The sequence below is a fragment of the Natrarchaeobius oligotrophus genome, from assembly GCF_003841465.1.
GTDB lineage: Archaea > Halobacteriota > Halobacteria > Halobacteriales > Natrialbaceae > Natrarchaeobius > Natrarchaeobius oligotrophus.
This window is the reverse complement of record NZ_REFZ01000002.1, coordinates 177,755-194,698: the sequence shown is the minus strand read 5'-3', so window position 1 is coordinate 194,698 and position 16,944 is coordinate 177,755. Positions and strand designations below refer to the sequence as shown.

At 63.0% G+C, this 16,944-nt stretch carries 15 protein-coding genes and 1 pseudogene; 7 read left to right on the top strand and 9 right to left on the bottom strand.

Annotation, left to right across the window (positions count from 1 at the left end; genetic code table 11):
- Nucleotides 1–19: 19 nt before the first annotated feature.
- Both EA472_RS03705 and EA472_RS03700 read right to left on the bottom strand, forming a co-directional pair.
- Complete coding sequence (locus EA472_RS03705) at nucleotides 20–808, bottom strand: IclR family transcriptional regulator (RefSeq protein WP_243637771.1); 789 nt, start codon at nucleotides 806–808, stop codon at nucleotides 20–22.
- A 932-nt stretch (nucleotides 809–1,740) separates the two neighbouring features.
- Nucleotides 1,741–3,437, bottom strand: a pseudogene (locus EA472_RS03700) (formate--tetrahydrofolate ligase).
- Between the two features lie 264 nt (nucleotides 3,438–3,701).
- Here EA472_RS03700 and EA472_RS03695 point away from each other — a divergent pair.
- The 3 genes from EA472_RS03695 to EA472_RS03685 all read left to right on the top strand — a co-directional run bounded on the left by EA472_RS03695 (nucleotide 3,702) and on the right by EA472_RS03685 (nucleotide 5,207).
- A complete protein-coding gene (locus EA472_RS03695) occupies nucleotides 3,702–3,953 on the top strand; it encodes a hypothetical protein (RefSeq protein ID WP_124190163.1) in 252 nt (83 codons plus the stop codon).
- 227 nt (nucleotides 3,954–4,180) lie between these two features.
- Nucleotides 4,181–4,432: a hypothetical protein gene (locus EA472_RS03690; protein ID WP_124190162.1), complete on the top strand. Its 252-nt coding sequence runs from the start codon at nucleotides 4,181–4,183 to the stop codon at nucleotides 4,430–4,432.
- Between the two features lie 295 nt (nucleotides 4,433–4,727).
- Nucleotides 4,728–5,207 (top strand): PKD domain-containing protein, encoded by a 480-nt coding sequence (locus tag EA472_RS03685; RefSeq protein WP_124190161.1) that lies wholly within the window; start codon nucleotides 4,728–4,730, stop codon nucleotides 5,205–5,207.
- Nucleotides 5,208–5,821: 614 nt separating this feature from the next.
- Here the strand turns inward: EA472_RS03685 and EA472_RS22355 are convergent.
- Entirely contained in the window at nucleotides 5,822–5,977 is a 156-nt protein-coding gene (locus EA472_RS22355) for a hypothetical protein (protein ID WP_165874812.1), read from the bottom strand.
- Nucleotides 5,977–6,618: a dienelactone hydrolase family protein gene (locus EA472_RS03675; RefSeq protein WP_124190160.1), complete on the bottom strand. Its 642-nt coding sequence runs from the start codon at nucleotides 6,616–6,618 to the stop codon at nucleotides 5,977–5,979. The genes EA472_RS22355 and EA472_RS03675 overlap by 1 nt, the downstream gene beginning before the upstream one ends.
- A 100-nt stretch (nucleotides 6,619–6,718) precedes the next feature.
- Here EA472_RS03675 and EA472_RS03670 point away from each other — a divergent pair, with 100 nt between their 5' ends.
- On the top strand, nucleotides 6,719–7,357 hold the full coding sequence (locus EA472_RS03670; protein ID WP_124190159.1) for a phosphoribosyltransferase: 639 nt from the start codon (nucleotides 6,719–6,721) through the stop codon (nucleotides 7,355–7,357).
- A 592-nt stretch (nucleotides 7,358–7,949) separates the two neighbouring features.
- Complete coding sequence (locus EA472_RS03665; RefSeq protein ID WP_124190158.1) at nucleotides 7,950–8,138, top strand: hypothetical protein; 189 nt, start codon at nucleotides 7,950–7,952, stop codon at nucleotides 8,136–8,138.
- A 1-nt stretch (nucleotide 8,139) separates the two neighbouring features.
- Here EA472_RS03665 and EA472_RS22925 read toward each other — a convergent pair whose 3' ends face one another.
- From EA472_RS22925 to gap, 4 genes are all read right to left on the bottom strand, one after another.
- Nucleotides 8,140–8,325: a hypothetical protein gene (locus tag EA472_RS22925; RefSeq protein ID WP_243637770.1), complete on the bottom strand. Its 186-nt coding sequence runs from the start codon at nucleotides 8,323–8,325 to the stop codon at nucleotides 8,140–8,142.
- The gene (locus EA472_RS22920; RefSeq protein ID WP_243637769.1) at nucleotides 8,322–8,573 is read right to left on the bottom strand and encodes a hypothetical protein; all 252 of its coding nucleotides are present in this window, start codon (nucleotides 8,571–8,573) and stop codon (nucleotides 8,322–8,324) included. The genes EA472_RS22925 and EA472_RS22920 overlap by 4 nt, the downstream gene beginning before the upstream one ends.
- Nucleotides 8,570–8,956, bottom strand: coding sequence for a glycosyltransferase (locus EA472_RS22915; RefSeq protein WP_243637768.1), 387 nt, complete (start codon nucleotides 8,954–8,956; stop codon nucleotides 8,570–8,572). Before EA472_RS22915 ends, EA472_RS22920 begins: the two co-directional genes overlap by 4 nt.
- Before the next feature lie 914 nt (nucleotides 8,957–9,870).
- On the bottom strand, nucleotides 9,871–10,941 hold the full coding sequence (gap, locus tag EA472_RS03655; protein WP_124190157.1) for a type I glyceraldehyde-3-phosphate dehydrogenase: 1,071 nt from the start codon (nucleotides 10,939–10,941) through the stop codon (nucleotides 9,871–9,873).
- 325 nt (nucleotides 10,942–11,266) lie between these two features.
- On the opposite strand from gap, the gene EA472_RS22910 reads away from it, so the two are divergent.
- Nucleotides 11,267–11,617: a winged helix-turn-helix domain-containing protein gene (locus EA472_RS22910; protein WP_243637767.1), complete on the top strand. Its 351-nt coding sequence runs from the start codon at nucleotides 11,267–11,269 to the stop codon at nucleotides 11,615–11,617.
- A 350-nt stretch (nucleotides 11,618–11,967) separates the two neighbouring features.
- Here EA472_RS22910 and EA472_RS03645 read toward each other — a convergent pair whose 3' ends face one another.
- Nucleotides 11,968–14,775, bottom strand: coding sequence for a cation-translocating P-type ATPase (locus EA472_RS03645; protein WP_124190155.1), 2,808 nt, complete (start codon nucleotides 14,773–14,775; stop codon nucleotides 11,968–11,970).
- A 651-nt stretch (nucleotides 14,776–15,426) separates the two neighbouring features.
- Between EA472_RS03645 and EA472_RS03640 the strand changes: the two genes are divergently transcribed.
- Nucleotides 15,427–16,905 carry an AMP phosphorylase gene (locus EA472_RS03640; RefSeq protein WP_124190154.1) on the top strand — a complete coding sequence of 493 codons (1,479 nt, stop codon included), beginning with the start codon at nucleotides 15,427–15,429 and terminating at the stop codon, nucleotides 16,903–16,905.
- Nucleotides 16,906–16,944: the final 39 nt, after the last annotated feature.

Here is a 16,944-nt window from a genome sequence, read left to right as displayed (position 1 = left end):
GGTCGCCGACGGAGTACCATCAGGAGTTCCGGTTCATCTGGATGTTGATCTCGACGATGTTCGCCGCGTTCCTGACGATGTCCGGAATCTCTTCGGTGAACCGATCCCCCTGCAACCGACTCATGGGCCCACAGACGCCGATCGCAGCCACGACACTCCCGTCTGGCGCGTGAACGGGCGAAGCCACACAGCGCATCCCGCGCGTCGACTCACTTCGGCTGAACGCGACGCCCCGCTCGCGGATCTCCTCTAACTCGTCGAGGAGTTCGTCGATGTCGGTGATCGTATCTTCCGTCCGCGCTGGAAGTCCACGTTCGTCGACGATCTCTCGAACCTCGGATTCGGATAGGTGCGCCAGAATCGCTTTGCCCTGGGAAGTGCAGTGGAGATACTCCCGCTGGCCCGGCTGGATCGTCGTCTCGATAGCGTTATCGCCTTCCGCTTTATAGAGATAGACGCCGTACCCCTGCTCTTTGACGACGAGACGGGCGAGTTCTCCCGTTCGCGTCGCGATTTCGTCGACCGGATCCTGTGCGCACTGATAGACGAGATTCTGTCGTTTCGCGTACTCGCCGAGCTCGAGGAGTTGGAGCCCGAGTCGGTAGCGCCCGTTCTGTTCCGTCACTACGCCGTGTTGTTTGAGCGTGTTCAGATACGTGTGGGCGGACCCCTTGGACATTCCCACCGCGTCTGCGACCGTCGTGACTCCGGCTCCGGCGTTCCCCTGTTCCCGAAGCGCCTGAATGATCAGAAACGCCTTGTCGACGGACTTGATACGCCGTCGACCGTCGTCCGAGTTCGCGCTCATACCTGTTACTGTTCGCTCAGTCATAAATAAGTTTGGCAATAGCAAACGCGGTTGCGATACGATCAGATTGGGTGGCTTTTGAAGCGGCCGTCTCTCACCGATTATCACCACCGTCGATCGGAATTTGCCGATGGCAAACGCCGGGTCGGCAACGACCGTTTTCGTTTACATATGTATTATCGTAAATACGGATCGCCGTGTAGTCGGTGCTGATCGACGTGACGTCGGATCGTCACGCCGGGCGGCCGTGGCGCCGTCCTCTCGTCTGCGGGACTTGAATCGCTGATTAGTCTCGCCCCACATTTTGTATAGCGGTATATAATTTATACCTTCGGTTCCTTCGGACGCTCAACGCGTTGCACTCATGTTCAACGTTGACGACGCCACTCCGCGTCCCGAACGCGGGTGCGATGGTGCCGGCTTGGATAGAACGGGTCGTACTCCACCCACCGCGCCGATCGATTCGTCCGTGTCACCGACGGCGACCCGCGTATCCACGTCCGACGCGAATTGCTCGGGCCCCGGAAATTCCCGTTTCCCACGCGCGTCCCCCGGGGTAACCGTTCGAAAAGGGGATTCGTCGCGTCCGTCGATTCGATTTTCCGACTCGTCCAGCCACGAGCTCCGACGTCTCTCGAACACGTTTTTCCGCCCTGGAACTCCGAACTCGAGTCGGTGAAACTGGCCGTCATCTTCGAATCGTCCGTTCGAGCGGCCCGTGTGACCGTTTCGTCGCCGGTATCGAGCGTTTCCACCCCTCAAATCACTTTGTTAAATCACCATTTACTCAAGTAATTCGGTGTTACCCTCGTTTCGGCGTTTTCCGGTGGCTCGAGTCGTGGATAGCCCAGACTCGAATCGATAAACTATATATCGATATACTAAATTCCGGACAACGTTCGACGTCGCAGTGGTGTCACCCGTGAGATGCCTTAGAGTCCGGTGACGTTTCCGTGGTCGTCGACGGCCAGTCGTATTGCCGCCGGTTCGTTCGGTAATCCGGGCATCGTCAGTACGTCGCCGGTCAACGCGACGACGAATTCGGGTCCGCTCGCCGGGTACAGTTCGCGGACAGTGAGCGTCCACTCCGTCGAAACCCCCTGTTGATCGGGGTCGTCCGACAACGATGACGGAACTTTTGACAAAAAGACTGGTAGGTCCTCGAACCCGTGTCGGATTATTCGATATAGGTCGTCACGCGCACCGTCCGTGAACGTCACCCCGTCAGCCCCGTACACCCGCGCGTCGCAACGGACTCGACCTTCTCGTCAAGTGGCGAGTCGAGGTCGTACAGCGGCTCGAACGCCGGTGCTCCGGCATCGGCGGCTTTCCTCACCAGATACGCGAGCTCGGTTCCCCCCTCGGCTCCCCGGTGATAGACCTCCGAGATGGCAGCGTCGACGTCCAGTTCCCGACAGTGGTCGAGAATCGCACCGAATTCGGCGTCTGCGTCGTCCACGAACCGGTTGATCGCGACGATCGGTTCGAATCCAAACTTCCGTAAGACGTCGACGTGGTGATCGAGGTTGGGGAACCCGGCGCGAACCGTCTCGACGTCCTCGCCGTCTTCGTCGTGACCGTCCCCACCGTGGTATTTCAGCGCACGAACCGTCACGACCGGTACCACGGCGTCCGGGAACGATTCCCTCCCTCGCGACGACGTCGAAAAACTTCTCGGCCCCGAGGTCGCTTCCGAAGCCGGCCTCAGTTACGACGTAGTCGGAAAGCGAGAGGCCGACTCGATCGGCGACGAGCGTATTCGTACCGTGGGCGATGTTCGCGAACGGCCCCCGTGAACGAATGCGGGGCATCCGTCCAGGGTCTGGACGTGGTTCGGTCGAATCGCGTCCCGCAAGAGTGTGACGACGGCACCCGTCGCATCGAGATCAGCGACCGTTACCGGCTCTCCGTGACGATCGTACGCGACGATAACTCGAGAGACGCGTCGCTCGAGATCTCGCAGATCCTCGGCCATCCCGACGACCGCCATCAACTCGGAGGCCGCCGTGATGACGAACGACGATTCTCGCGTGATACCGTTCGCTTCGCCCCCCCGTCCGACGACGATCCGGCGAAGCGCTCGGTCGTTTACGTCCAGTGCTCTCGGCCAGACGACCTCACTGACGTCGATACTCAGCTCGTTTCCGCGATGGAGGTGGTTATCCAGCATCGCCGCGACGAGGTTGTGGTCGGCAGTGATCGACGGAAGGTCGCCGGTGAACTGGAGATTTACGTCCTCCATCGGTACCACCTGCGCGTAACCGCCGCCGGTCGCGCCGCCTTTGAGACCGAAGATCGGACCCAGCGAGGGTTCGCGAATCGCTACCAGACTCCGTTCGCCGATCGCTTCGAGCGCGCCGCCGAGCCCGATGGTCGTGACGGTCTTTCCCTCACCGGCGGGCGTCGGGGTCATCGCGGTTACGAGCACGAGCCGTCCGTCCGCACATCGGTTCGTTGACCGCTGGATCGCGTCGTGAGTCAGTTTGCCGGCGTACGTCCCGAACTGCTCGACGTCGTCGGGGGCGAATCCAAGGTCAGCCGCCACGCTCCGAATGGGGCGTTTCTCCGCCGAACGGGAGAGCTCCGCGTCGGGAGGTACGGCCGTCGGAAGCGGATCGATCGATCGCATACGGAACTGTCCACGACCGTTCGCTTGAATCGTTGCCCTCGTTCCTGGCGTCCGGAAATTCACAGACTGTTTTTTGCCTCCCGTGGTACCGTCCGCTCGTCGTGGGAATTGAATGGGATTGGTGCACTACTGATCGACAACCGAGTCGGTACCGAAACTGCCCCGTTTCGTCGACCGACGCGTTTTCTGTGGGTGTGTCGATCGATTTTCGAACGCGTCCAGGATCACGAGCGACTTAAGCGAGATGAGAACGTACCACACTCCATGGGATACCTGACCGTCAACTGGCAGTGCCGGCTGTACGGCCACGACTGGCACCACCCCTGGAACCACGAGGTCGTTGTCACGGCCGACGACGGTCCCGTCTACCCGTTTCGATGCGTCCGCTGTGCGGACGTACAGCTACTCGACCGCGAGGGCAACGGCTGGCGACTCGACGACGAGGACGGCCCCTCGATCCACGAGGACACGTTCGATCCCGACCGCGTACTCGCCGTCGACTCCCGACAGCGCTGATTACTCGAGCGACGGGCGTTCTGAGCCCGCGAATCGGTAGTGCGAGGCCGGCTGTCGGAGATCAGAACCGGCACAACCGAGTGTGTTCGCGGTGGTGCCGGGAAATCGTCACACCAGATCGTACGGAACCTGCGTCCACGAACCGATCACCACCAAATTCCGACAGCCTGGGAACGTCCGAAGGATTACTACCGCGTCGAGTCGTATCCGGACACGAGGGAGTACGCATGGTCGAACACTACGACAAGGTTCTGGCAGGTATCGCCGGAAGTCTTCTGGGTGGGGTTCTCTTGAGCTACGTGACCGCTGTGAGTCTCACCGGCGGACTCTTCGTCGGGACGCTCGTGGCGACCCTGTTCGTGTACGACGCGATGTTCCGGAACCCACCCATTCCACCGTCGGATCCGCGAGTCGTCGCGACGGCGATCGTCTGGCACGCGGTACTGTTCGGAATGGTGGTCGTCGCGTACTTCGGATAGCCGGTCACTCCGCGACCGATGGTATAGTGGGCCGTATCCGCGAGGAACTGACCACGAGAACGTCGATCCGAGCGACGGACCACAGTATCGTATTCCGCTCGGTCGTACTTCGGTGTCGCCTGCGGATGTCAGGACGAACCCGTCGGGATTGACGCGATCGGACGGCGGTTATCGGCGTGTGGAACCAGCGGCGAGTGAAACCGACGGTCGAGTGGAGGGGCGTACGTTTCCGGAGGACAAACAGTCGTTTCCATCACGTATTGGCTTTACTTTCTGGCTCGGTGTGGGGACGGTGATGGACGACGATGCGCGAACGTCTCGGCGAACGGTGTTACGAATCGGCGGAGCGGCCAGTCTCGCGATGCTCGCGGGGTGTCCGGACGAAGAAGCGGAAGAACCCGACGACGACGTGGGCGACGACGAAGCTGACGACGAGGAGTGGGCAGACGTCGACGAGTTCGTCTTCGAGGGACGAATCGAAGCGTGGACCGGGGTCGAACCCGCGATCATCGAGGACGAAGACAATCCGACGATCACGCTCATCGACGGTCAGGAGTACGATTTCACCTGGATCAACGCCGACGGGGTTCTCCACAACCTCGAGATCCGCGACGGCGACGACGAGATAATCAACGACTACCAGAGCGAGGATCTAGACGAGGAGGGCGAGGAAACCACGCTCGAAGGCGTCGTCGCATCCGAAGAGATGGCGGTCTACATCTGTACGTACCACGAACAAACCCAGGTTGGCGATATCACGGTCGAGACGGGCTGATCGATGAGTACGCGAACCGTGGCGTCAGCGTTTGCACACCGGTCAGTAACGGAACCGACCGACGAGAACCCGTCGCGTCGCTATTCTCCGCTTTCGTCGTCGACGGACTCGACATCGGTTCCCGTTTGGACCGGTTGTGATCCGCCTCCGGCCCGGGCCCCCTGAGCGTCACCCAAGCCGGCGCTGTTGACCACTTCGAACAGCGTTCCCAGTTCTGGTCGGCCGCACGTTCGGGCAACTGATCACGAAGTTGTTGAAAAGCCGATGGCAGCGCCTGCGATGCCCCGAGGTCGACGATAATCCGCGAATGGTATCCGGCCTCCGGCACGTCGGTCCGGTCTCCCTTGCGGTCGCTGCTTCGCGGGATGAACTTCCGACAGTCGAATCGCTGTCCGCGTTCGTCCACGACACCGGTCACGTCACGCTTGATTTCCACGGAACGCGAGGTCGCACGGTCCTCGGCCACGCTCGTCGGAATCGACTCACCAAGTCTCACGAGCGTCGCTCGGTCTGTTCGCACGGTTCGACCGGTGTCCGTAGTTCGAGGCGGTGCTGTATCTCTCCGGTGACTTCGTCGACGTTGATCGCACTAACGCGGTCGTCGAACAGGGACGTCAGGCTACGGGGTACTGGTTTCGCTCAGGACCGTCTCCCTCCGGAACGGTCTCGAGAAGCGCCTCGTTTCGTCGACGGTGGCCCCGGGCCGACTTGTTAGCCGGTTGGTCGCGGACGAACAGGGCGCGCATCTTCCGCGAAAGCGCCGTCGGCATCAGGCTACCGTGTCTGCGAACCAGTCGGCTGCGACGTCGGCGACCTCCTCGAGTTCACCCTCGCCCTCGAAGAGGTGTCCGGCCCCCTCGACGACGTGGAGGTCGTTCGCACAGGAGAGCTGCGTCCGTGCCTCGCGGTTGAGTTCGAGCACCTGCGTGTCCGCGCCGCCGACGACGAACAACGTGGGCGCTCGAACCTCCTCGAGCACTGCGGACGCCATGTCCACGCGTCCGCCGCGTGAGACCACGGCGTCGACGTCGGTCTCGAGTCGGGCGGCCGCTCGCAGCGCCGCCGCAGCGCCGGTACTCGAACCGAAGTAGCCGATCCCAGCATCTCCCGTCCCGTCGCGAGACCACAGCCACTCGGTGACCGCGACGAGACGATCCGTGAGCAACGGAATGTCGAATCGGTTCCCACGGTCTCGGTCTTCGACTTCGGTGAGGAGGTCAAACAACAGCGTCCCGAGCCCGCGGCTGCGGATGACGTCAGCAACGTAGTTGTTCCTCGGGCTCTTGCGGCTCGAGCCGCTGCCGTGAGCGAAGACGACGACACCAGGAGTTCCCGGAGGTACCTCGAGGGCCCCCTCCAGTTCGACGTCATCGACAGGGATGGAGACGAACGCGTCGGTATCGTTGGTCATAGGTGAACCGACGTCGGCGGTGAACTTGATGCACGTGGGTGGGCGGATCGGACGGTCCACTCGTTTTTTGACGTCTCGTCACGTGGAGACGGTCGGAACGATGGCTGGGGTTCGACAGTTCGCGGACAGAACCGACGCGGGAAAGCGACTCGGCCAGGCCCTTCGTGAGCGCGGGATCGACGCCGATATCGTCCTCGCCGTCCCGCGCGGCGGACTCCCGTTGGGACGTGCCGTCGCGGACGCGCTCGAGGCACCGCTCGACGTCGTCGTCGCGAAGAAGATCGGTGCGCCGGGAAATCCGGAGTACGCCGTCGGCGCCGTGGCGAGCGACGGAAGCGCCTGGCGGAACGAACGAGCGATCAACGGGACGCGAACCGACGAGGGGTACTTCCAGGAACGGCGTGAGATCGAAGCGGAGAACGCCCACCGGAAGGCTGAACGCTACCGCGTCGGCCGACCGGCACCCGATCTTGGCGGGAAAACTGTGGTCGTCGTCGACGACGGGGTGGCGACCGGCTCGACTCTGAGGGCGTGTCTTTCGAAACTCGAGCGATCCGACGCCGAGCGAATCGTCCTGGCCGTTCCGGTCGGTCCGCCGGATACGATCGCCGACCTCGAAGCGCAGGTCGACGAGGTGGTCTGTCTCGAGACGCCCGCCGCATTCAGGGGTGTCGGTCAGTTCTACGCGGACTTCGGGCAGGTATCCGACGACGAGGCAATGAGCTACCTGGAGCCGTGAAGGGATCGGAGACGGGAGCGAAACGAGCTTCGGCCGAACCCGACGCCCCGGAAGTCGGAGTCGTCCCCCGAGCGTTCTCCACTGGCCGCGAACGACCCTGCAGGACCTCCCACGGGCGGTACAGCTCGAACGATCGATCCGATAGCAGTCATCCACGAATATCGGAGACGCCGTTTCGAACGAGCGCGTCGAGTACACACTCGATACGCCAGTCTCGAAACGGCGGTGCGCCCGTCGGTTCTGACGTCATCGGCGTCGTCGATTCGCTCGATCGCGAGCCGGTCGGCGGCGTCACCGGGGCCACTGATCGGATCGCTGGCAGCTTCTTCGAAGACGGCAGGTCGACAGTGTGGGCGACCGAACCGTCCATCGCGTCCGCGAGTCGGTCGCGAAGGCGAGTGCGTTCGTCGACGTTTCAGTACCGTCGATTGCCACGGAACGTCTCACGCGACGTCGTTCTCCGCGGGTCGAGTTAACCGATTACTCGACGTTCGACGCCACCATCGACGAAAACGAATCGAACGACCTCGACGTCGAAGCGGGGAACGAATGCGCTGGAACCATTAACCCCCTCGAGGACGTATCGCCAGGTATGGAATACGACCACATCGAGGTTCGCGTCCGCGAGCGCGAGGGGAGACGAATGTACGAACTCGACGGCTACTTTCGCCCACACCCCGAGTCGAAACCGCCCGAATATCGGCGCCAGCCCATCGTCGATCTGACCGAAGATCAGGCTCGGGCGCTGTACGACGACCTCGAGGAGCATCTCTCGGAATGACCTACTCGAGTACGGTTACGTCGAACGTGTCGTCCCACCGGTAGCGACGATCGCCCCAGACGAAGGTGGGCCTGACGATCCCGGCGATGCCGAAGAGGGGTGCGAGGACGAGCGACGGAACCGCGAACAGCCACGTTCGTCGATCGACGCCGAGCGTACGATACTGAGCCCGTGCGAGATACGTCACACCCGCGGCGACGAACAGGGGCCGGCGACCGTCGCGGCCGTGACGGCCACGAAGCGCCCGAGAATCGCGATCGTCCGTCGAGGGGTGAACCGATAGAAGATCGTGACGAATCGCGTGATCCGTTCGTAAGTGATGCGAGGACCACCCGGGACGCGTACCACGCTGACGAGTTCCCGAGAAGCGACGACCTCGTCGGTGTACTCGGCGAGCAGCGCGTCGTCCGAGACCGTGCTTCGAAGGTTCGTCACGTAGTCCTCGAGGTCGATTTCGCGTCGGTCGAAGGTGACCCCACACCCCAGGTAATCCAGTTCGTCCGACCGATCACGAACGACGCGAGAACGACGCAAAGTGGCTCTAACAGTTTGAACGGGTAGTCGTCGCTGAGAAAGACTGGAATCGCCGTCGCCGTCCCGCGTTCCTCGCCGAGTCGCTTGAGCGTCTCCAGCCAGTCGTCGTCGCGTTCGACATCGTCGTCGGTCAACACGATCCGATCCTGAGACGCACGCTCCAGCGCAAACGCCACGGCGTTTGCCTTGCCGGAACAGCCCTCCGACTCCCCGGCGATGAGCAACCGGGCTTCCTCGGGAAGCTCTTCACTCGCGATGGGATCGTCCTCGCTGTCGCAGACCATCAGGACTTCGTTTTCGGGCTCGAGCTATCGCGCCAGACGGTCGCACGACGCTGTCCACTCGAACGTCGGCAAGCTGACACTCGCCATCGAGATTCCGTACGTCACCGCGGCGCTAATAATCCGGTGGAGTTCGAACGGATGGAGTGAGGGTTTCGTCCCACTGATTTGCTTCGTCGAGTCCGACGTCGTGGACGCACTCGGGTCGACCTCCTCGAACGACTGGTGATCTCGTCCAAACTGAGACACCTCGTAGGGCGACTGACGATCCCGTCCGATATATTCCATACCTGCTATCAATTAGTCTGTCTCGTACCGTTTCGCCGGTCCCGGGGAATAACAAGAGCTTTCCCGTACAGGTACGGGTGTATATACGCGTATTTACGGTAGTACACTCGTAATTACTCGACGAAGATAACGAAATATTGGCGCTGAAACGGAGATATTACGGGCTGAAAACAGGTGTGGCGAACGTGACGACGGAGAGTTGCGTCGCCGCGGACTCGCGGCCGGTGTAGGCCACGCCGTCGCGGACGTCTTCGGCGGGGCTCTTCGACCCCAGCGCGGGATTCGGTGCGGCGGTGTACCCGAGACGCGTCGCTCGCGATCGAGACGGCAGTGGTGTTCCAGTCGTCGGAACCGCCTCGCGACGAACGCCGAACAACCCGTTCGCTTCGTGCCCTCGCCGCTGTATACGGATCTCCGCCCGCTATCGAGAGACGCGAGTCGGATCGGGTCCCCGAGCGACGGCAGGTTCAGTGACGCCACAGAGCGAGATCGGTCCGCCGATACCACGCCGCATGGTCGCCGGTTCCCGCTCGTTCTCGCGCGCACGAGACGGCCACAGAAACGCCAGCAGGTTGCGGAACGCACGGTGTGCGCGTCTCGACGCGTCGGCGAAAACCGCGCGAGCGACGTCAGTGGGTTACTGTCCCCGCCGCCTCGGTGATTTCCGATTCGACGGCGACGTATCGCGCGAGATCCAGCATCTGGGTCGAAAAGCCGTACTCGTTGTCGTACCAGGCAAGCAGTTTGACGATGTCGTTCGCGACGACCATCGTGGACTCGAGGTCGACGTAGGAGGCAAACGGCAGTCCGACGATGTCACGCGAGACGATTTCGTCGTCCGTATAGCCGAGAACGCCGGCGAGACGATCGTCGGCCGCGGTACGGATGGCGTCGAGGAGTTCGTCTCGCTCGACGTCGGCCGCTACGTTGACGGTGATGTCGGTGATCGATCCGTTGGGGACCGGAACGCGCATCGCCATCCCGTCGAGTTTCCCCTCGAGTCCGGGGAGAATCTCCGTCGTGGCGAGCGCAGCGCCGGTCGTCGTCGGAACGATGTTCTCGGCGGCCGCACGACCGCGTCGACGTTTGTCCATCGGCCCGTCGACCAGTCCCTGACTGCCGGTGTAAGCGTGGACGGTCATGAGCACGCCAGAAACGATGCCGAACTCGTCGTCGAGGACCTGTAAGACCGGCGCGACCGAGTTCGTGGTACACGAGGCATTCGAGAGAACGTCCTGTCCGTCGTACTTCTCGTGATTGACGCCGTAGACGAACATCGGAACCGCTTTTTCGCCTTTCGGCGGGGCCGAGATGATCACCTTGTCGGCACCGGCCTCAAGGTGATTTGCGGCCTCGTCGTGGGTACGGAACAGGCCGGTCGCCTCGAACGCGACGTCGACGTCGAGTTCCGCCCAGGGTAACTCGGCCGGCTCGCGCTCGGAGAGCAACAGCACGTCCTCGCCGTCGACCGAGAGGACGTTTCCCTCGCGGGAGACGCCCGGACGTCGGCCGTGGACCGAATCGTACCGGAACAGGTACTCCATGTCGTCGTCGTCCATCACGTCGTTGACTGCGACGACGTCGACGTCGTCGTTGGCCAGCGACGCGCGAAGGATGCTCCGGCCGACGCGTCCGAACCCGTTGAGTCCGATTCGAACCGTGTCTCCCCGTTTCGATCCGCCATCTACGTTCTCTCTCATACTCGAGCGGGCCACGGCTGGTGATAAATTTGTTTCCCCGACCCGGGGAGAGCGTGTAGACGGTCCATTCGATAGGTGGCGTCGCCGCACGGGTGCGTTATCCGACGTCACCGTATCGGATGGACCGAGGCGCAGACTGCCACGTTCTTCGGATCGGACGGGCGGTCGTCCGTCGCATTCGGTGCTTCTACGTACCGACACATCCGGCGAGGAGTACGTCGATCAGTGTCGACGACGGTGGTCGGAACCCATAAACGTGACTCACATTCCCACGAGACAGGTGTTGTCACCGGCTTGTAACTCGAGGTTCCCCGTGGTATCACACGTGTCCCACGAACCACTCCCCTGCAATCTGAAAGCCCAGGATCGACCGACCGGATGCGATCCGCCGGCGATCGTGGAGGTGGTCTCGGACGACGAGGCTAGAGAGCTGTTCCTGGCGTGTGACGAACCGAAAACGGCGAAAGAGATCGCAACCGAGTGCGACGTCCCGATCAGCACCGTGTATCGAAAGCTCGACCAGCTGACCAAAGCCGGAATGCTAACACCGGCTGAGGATCCGTCTACGACGGCGACACGGTACACGAAGTCGATGGACTGCATCTCCATCACGTACGACGATCCAATCCAGATCGAGTGCGTCAAGAGCGGGCTGACCTTGTCCTGTGAAGTCTAATCCGCGGACGAGGTCGGTCGCGAGTCGCGACTGGTCGCCGTCGACGTGTGGGTTCCCAGGCGCCGAGTCGATCAGCGAATTTTCGCGACGGCGGCCACGCACGCCGCCTGCATCGTGATGGGGACCGCGGCGAGACTGTCTCGGAACGCACCTGTTCGAGGACACGACCGAACGCGCCGTCCGCTTCGCTGACGTCCCTGTGATCGGCGTCAGCGCACCCCGCACCGAGACGGCGATCCTCGAGGATCGTGATTATCGGACCGTCGACGCGTCTGGCCGGTCGTTCACGAGTGGACCGGAATCGACTGACAGCGGACCCGGATGACGCGGTTGAGCGATACGGGTGTGGCTCAGTACCGATCGAAGAACCGATCCTGAACTTTCACGAAGACGGCCATCAGCAGCGCGAAAACAACCGTAGCGACGCCGATCTGGGCCCAGTGAACGAGCGCGAGCGGTTCGACGTCGAACAGCAGGTGCCCCGTCGACGTGTAGAGTACGAGTAGCTGCAGCGTGATCGCGACGGCGACGGCTAGTACGAGCCACCGATTCGAAAGAATTCCAAGCCCGTATCGGTACCGGATCGCCTGAATTCGAACGATCTCGAAGACGACGAACCCGGTGAACACCATCGTCTGAGCGAGGTCGCGTCCCACCTCGTAGTCGGGACTCCATCCGAGTAGCGTACCGGTCACGTCGTAGCCCGGAATCAGTTCGCCGAAGTAGTTGAGGGTGAACAGGGGAAGTAGACAGATCGTCATGAATATCGCGATACCGACGATCGACGTGACGATCCGCTCGGTGATGACGCCCTCGTCCGGTGGCCGGGGATCGCGCTCCATGACGTCCTCAGCGGCCGGGTCGACGCCCATCGTGAGCGCAGGGATGCCGTCGGTGACGACGTTGATCCAGAGGACCTGGATCGGCGTAATCACGAGCCCGAGACCGGCGAGCGTCCCGGTGAAGATCATCGTCACCTCGCCCCCGTTGCCCGACAGCAGGTAGTTGACGAACTTGCGAACGTTGTCGAAAATGCGCCGTCCTCCCTCGACGGCGTCCCGGATCGTCGCGAAGTTGTCGTCGAGCAGGACGATGTCCGATGCCTGCTCGGTGACGTCAGTCCCGCGGATTCCCATGGCGATGCCGACGTCGGCGTTTTTCACGGCTGGCGCGTCGTTGACCCCGTCGCCGGTCATCGCCACCGTGTGCCCCTTGCCCTGGAGCGTCTGAAGGATTCGCGTCTTGTGATCCGGCGAAGTGCGTGCGAAGATGTCGACGCCGTCGACGACGTCCCGAAGCTCGTCGTCGCTCATTTCCTCGAGTTCGGGGCCCGTGATCACCGTCGTCGAGCTGAGCCCGACTTGCTCGCCGACGGCGCGAGCGGTGACGGCGTTGTCACCGGTGATCATCACGACGTTGATGCCGGCATCGAGACAGCCCTCGAGCGCGTTCGGGACCTCGGGACGAGGCGGATCGAGCATTCCCTGCAGGCCGAGAAAGACCATCTCTTGCTCTAGGTCTTCGTCGGGATCGCGCGTCTGCAAGTCGGGGACGTCGGGCCGGTAGGCAAACCCCATCACGCGGAGTGCGTCCTCGCCGAACTCCTCGGTTCGTCTTTCGATCTCTCGCCGTCGGTCGGCCGTCAGTTCGACGACTTCTCCGTCGACGAGTTCCCGGTCGCACCGCTCGAGAACGGTCTCGGGTGCGCCTTTCATGTAAGCGGTCGTTCCCCCATCGGGAGTTCCGTGGACGGTCGTCATCCGCTTGCGCGCGGAGGTGAACTCGACCTCATCGAGACGCGGGTACTCGTCGGCCAGTTCGCGGTGGTCGAACCCGGCCTTCTGTGCGGCGACGAACAGGGCAATTTCGGTGGGGTCTCCGAGGTAGGCTCGGTCCCGTTCCCCGGATCCGTCTTCCGTCGGTTCGGTGTCGTCGTCACGCTCGCGGGTACCCAGGTCGACGTTGTTACAGAGCATCCCGCAGCGCAAGATCTCGGCGACCCGGTCGACGTCGACGGGCTCGCCGTCACGACGAAACTCGCCGTCGACGTCGAATCCCGTGCCCGTCACCTCGTACGTCTCGCGGTTGGCGACGATCCGTTGAACCGTCATCTCCTCTTCGGTGAGCGTCCCCGTCTTGTCCGTACAGACGACGTCGACCGATCCAAGAGCTTCGACGATCGGCAGTCTCCGTACGAGTGCGTTCTTCTCGGCCATCCGGCGGGCTCCGAGCGCGAGCGAGAGCGTGACGACCGCCGGGAGACCCTCCGGAACCGCCGAGACGGCGACGCCGACCGCCGTCAGAAAGACTTGCAATGGCGGCGTATCGCCGATCACCAGCTCTGTGATCGCGATGATCGAAACGATGCCGATCACGCCAAGCGCGATGAGTTTTCCGAGGCGATCCATCTCCGCCTGAAACGGGGTATCGCGCTCTTCGGCTCCTTCGAGCGCCGTCGCGATCTGGCCGATCTCCGTTTCGGGACCCGTCTCGACGACGACCGCCGCTCCCGAACCGCGTTCGACGACGGTGTCCTTGTACAGGGTGTTCTCGCGTTCGGCCAGCGACGTCCCCTCGTCGACCACACCGACTTCCTTCGAAACGCCGACGCTCTCGCCGGTCAGCGCCGCCTCGTCGACGCGTAGATTCGATTCCTCGATCAGTCGGGCGTCGGCGGGAACGATATCACCCGATTCGACGAAGATCACGTCGCCCGGAACCACCTTTCTGGCGTCGATCTCGGTCTTTTGGCCGCCGCGGCGAACGAGCGCGTACGTCGTCGACATCTCCTTGAGCGCCTGGATACTCTGTTCGGCGCGATAGTCCTGCAGAAAACCGAAGACGGTGATGAAAATCACTACGCCGGCGATGACCGCCGCGTCGATCGTGTGACCGACCGCCGCCATCACGGCGGCGGCAACCACGAGCACCCAGATCAGCGCCGTTTTGTACTGCTCGACGAGGATCTGTAGCGGCGTGATCCCCTCTCCCGCTTCGATTTCGTTCGCACCCTCCCGCTCGAGGCGGCGGCGCGCTTCCGCCGGATCCAGTCCCCGGTCGGTGGTCTCGAGGGCCGCGTAGACGTCCTCGAGGGGCCGGGAGTGCCAGTCGGCAGTCGGCGCAGCTTCGGTTCGTTCGTCGTGTGTTGATCGTGACACGCGTATGTAGTCGCTATCGGTAGCGTAGTCTCAATTTCGACGTGTTTCGAGAGCGTGACTGGGCGGACGACGGCTATCTTGACGCTCGTGCTTTGCGATCACTCCGCCAACGCCACCGACCGCCGGCGGTAGTGTCGAAAGCGCTGTGAACGATCATCTGTCACGGTGTACGACGATCTGTCCCTTAATTCCCCCAGTGATCGACGTCGTCACCGACCGCGATCGGGGCCTGCGCGTCGTCGGGGGCATCGGTACAACCGACCGAGCGACGAGTACGTGACGACGGCGAATCCGGCGACGCTCGAGTGCGACGGCGGGTCCTACCGGGTGAGGAGTCTGATGGCTGACCACGACGACCTCCAGTCCGTGACGGTACCGACCTCGTCGGGATCATCACCGCCGACGACCTGTGCGAACTCATCGCCGACGCAGTCGACACGACGAAAGCTGCGTGCGGACGCGGTTCGTGCACAGCGACCGGAGCACTGCTCCAATCGCGGCTGGTCTACGGTTGTGTCCCGCGACGACGGTACGCAACTGATCCCGCCCGTCGAAGGCCACGGTACGGTCGTTCGGACCGTCTCGAGAACGATCCCCTCGAGCGTCGCTTCCCGCTACTGTTTTGCTCACGTGGTGTGAGTCCACGGACGAATGCAACTCGACGCCGTCACTATCGACATCGGGACGACACGCCCGCTCGTGCTGTTACACTCCGTCGACGCGGCCGAGATGGGCGCACATCCGCTCGATAGGGTCAGGATCGAAGACGGGACCGAATCGATGACGGGCATCGTCAAGCGGACTGACGAACTGGTCGACCGGGGAACGATCGGCGTGACGGAACCGCTTCGCCACGTCCGCGGTACCGTCGACGTCACGCTGGCCGGACAGCCGCGGTCGGTTCGGTACGTCCGCAAGAAGCTGGACGACGTCGAACTCGACGCGGACGAGCTCGAGACGATCGTCAGGGACGTTCACGAGAACCGCCTCTCCGACGTCGAACTCGGGGCCTACGTCTCGGCAATTTACGCGAACGGCCTCTCGCTCGAAGAGACCGAGCATCTAACGCAAGCGATGACCGAGGTCGGACAGCAGCTGACGTGGAAGGGTCCGGTCGTCGCGGACAAACACTCGATCGGCGGCGTGGCCGGCGACTCCGTCACGCCGATCGTCGTCTCGATCGTCGCGGAGACCGGTCTGACGATGCCGAAGACCTCCTCCCGTGCGGTGACCTCGCCGGCGGGTACGGCGGACGTGATGGAGGTGTTCTGTGACGTCGAGTTCTCGATCGACGAAATCGAAGCCATCGTCGCCGAGACGAACGGCTGTCTCGTCTGGGGCGGCGGCGTCGACCTCTCACCCGTCGACGACGAGATTATTCGCGCCGAGAATCCGCTCTCGATCGACCCGCCGGGCCAGCTCATCGCGTCGGTGCTCTCGAAAAAACGCAGCGCCGGCTCGACGCACGTCGTCATCGACGTCCCGTACGGAGAAGGTGCGAAAGTCGAGAGCCTCGTCGACGCGCGAAAGCTAGCTGACGACGTCAAACGCGTCGGTGACCACCTCGACGTGGACGTCACCTGTGCGATCACTCACGGAACCGCCCCGACCGGCCGCGGCGTCGGACCCGTCCTCGAGGCCCGGGACGTCCTCGCGGTGTTAGAAGGCGACGGCCCGGAGCCGCTCCGGCTCAAATCGATCCGACTCGCGGAGATGTTGCTCGACCACTGCGGCGTCGACGCGTCGGCTGCCGACGTCCTCGATTCGGGTCGAGCCCTCGAGCGATTCCGACGGATCGTCGCCGCCCAGAACGGCGATTCGGAGGTCGAATCCGACGATCTCGAGCCGGGGGAGGAGACGACGACCGTCCGAGCGGACCGGTCGGGAATCGCGACACGCATCGACAACAGGCAACTCAGCGACGTCGCGCGCCGGGCGGGTGCTCCGCTCGATGCGCGTGCCGGTCTCGTGATCCACCGGGAAGCCGGTGAGGCGGTCGTGGCCGGCGATTCGCTGTACACGATTCACGCCGAGGCGGCGGCCAAACTCGAGGAGGCGAACGCGCTCGCCGATCGGCTCGAGCCGATTCGCGTCCGCAGCAAAGCCGACGCGCTCGTCGAGCGTCGGTGAGGTCCGATCGAAGGGAACGCTCGAGGTACCCGTATCCGC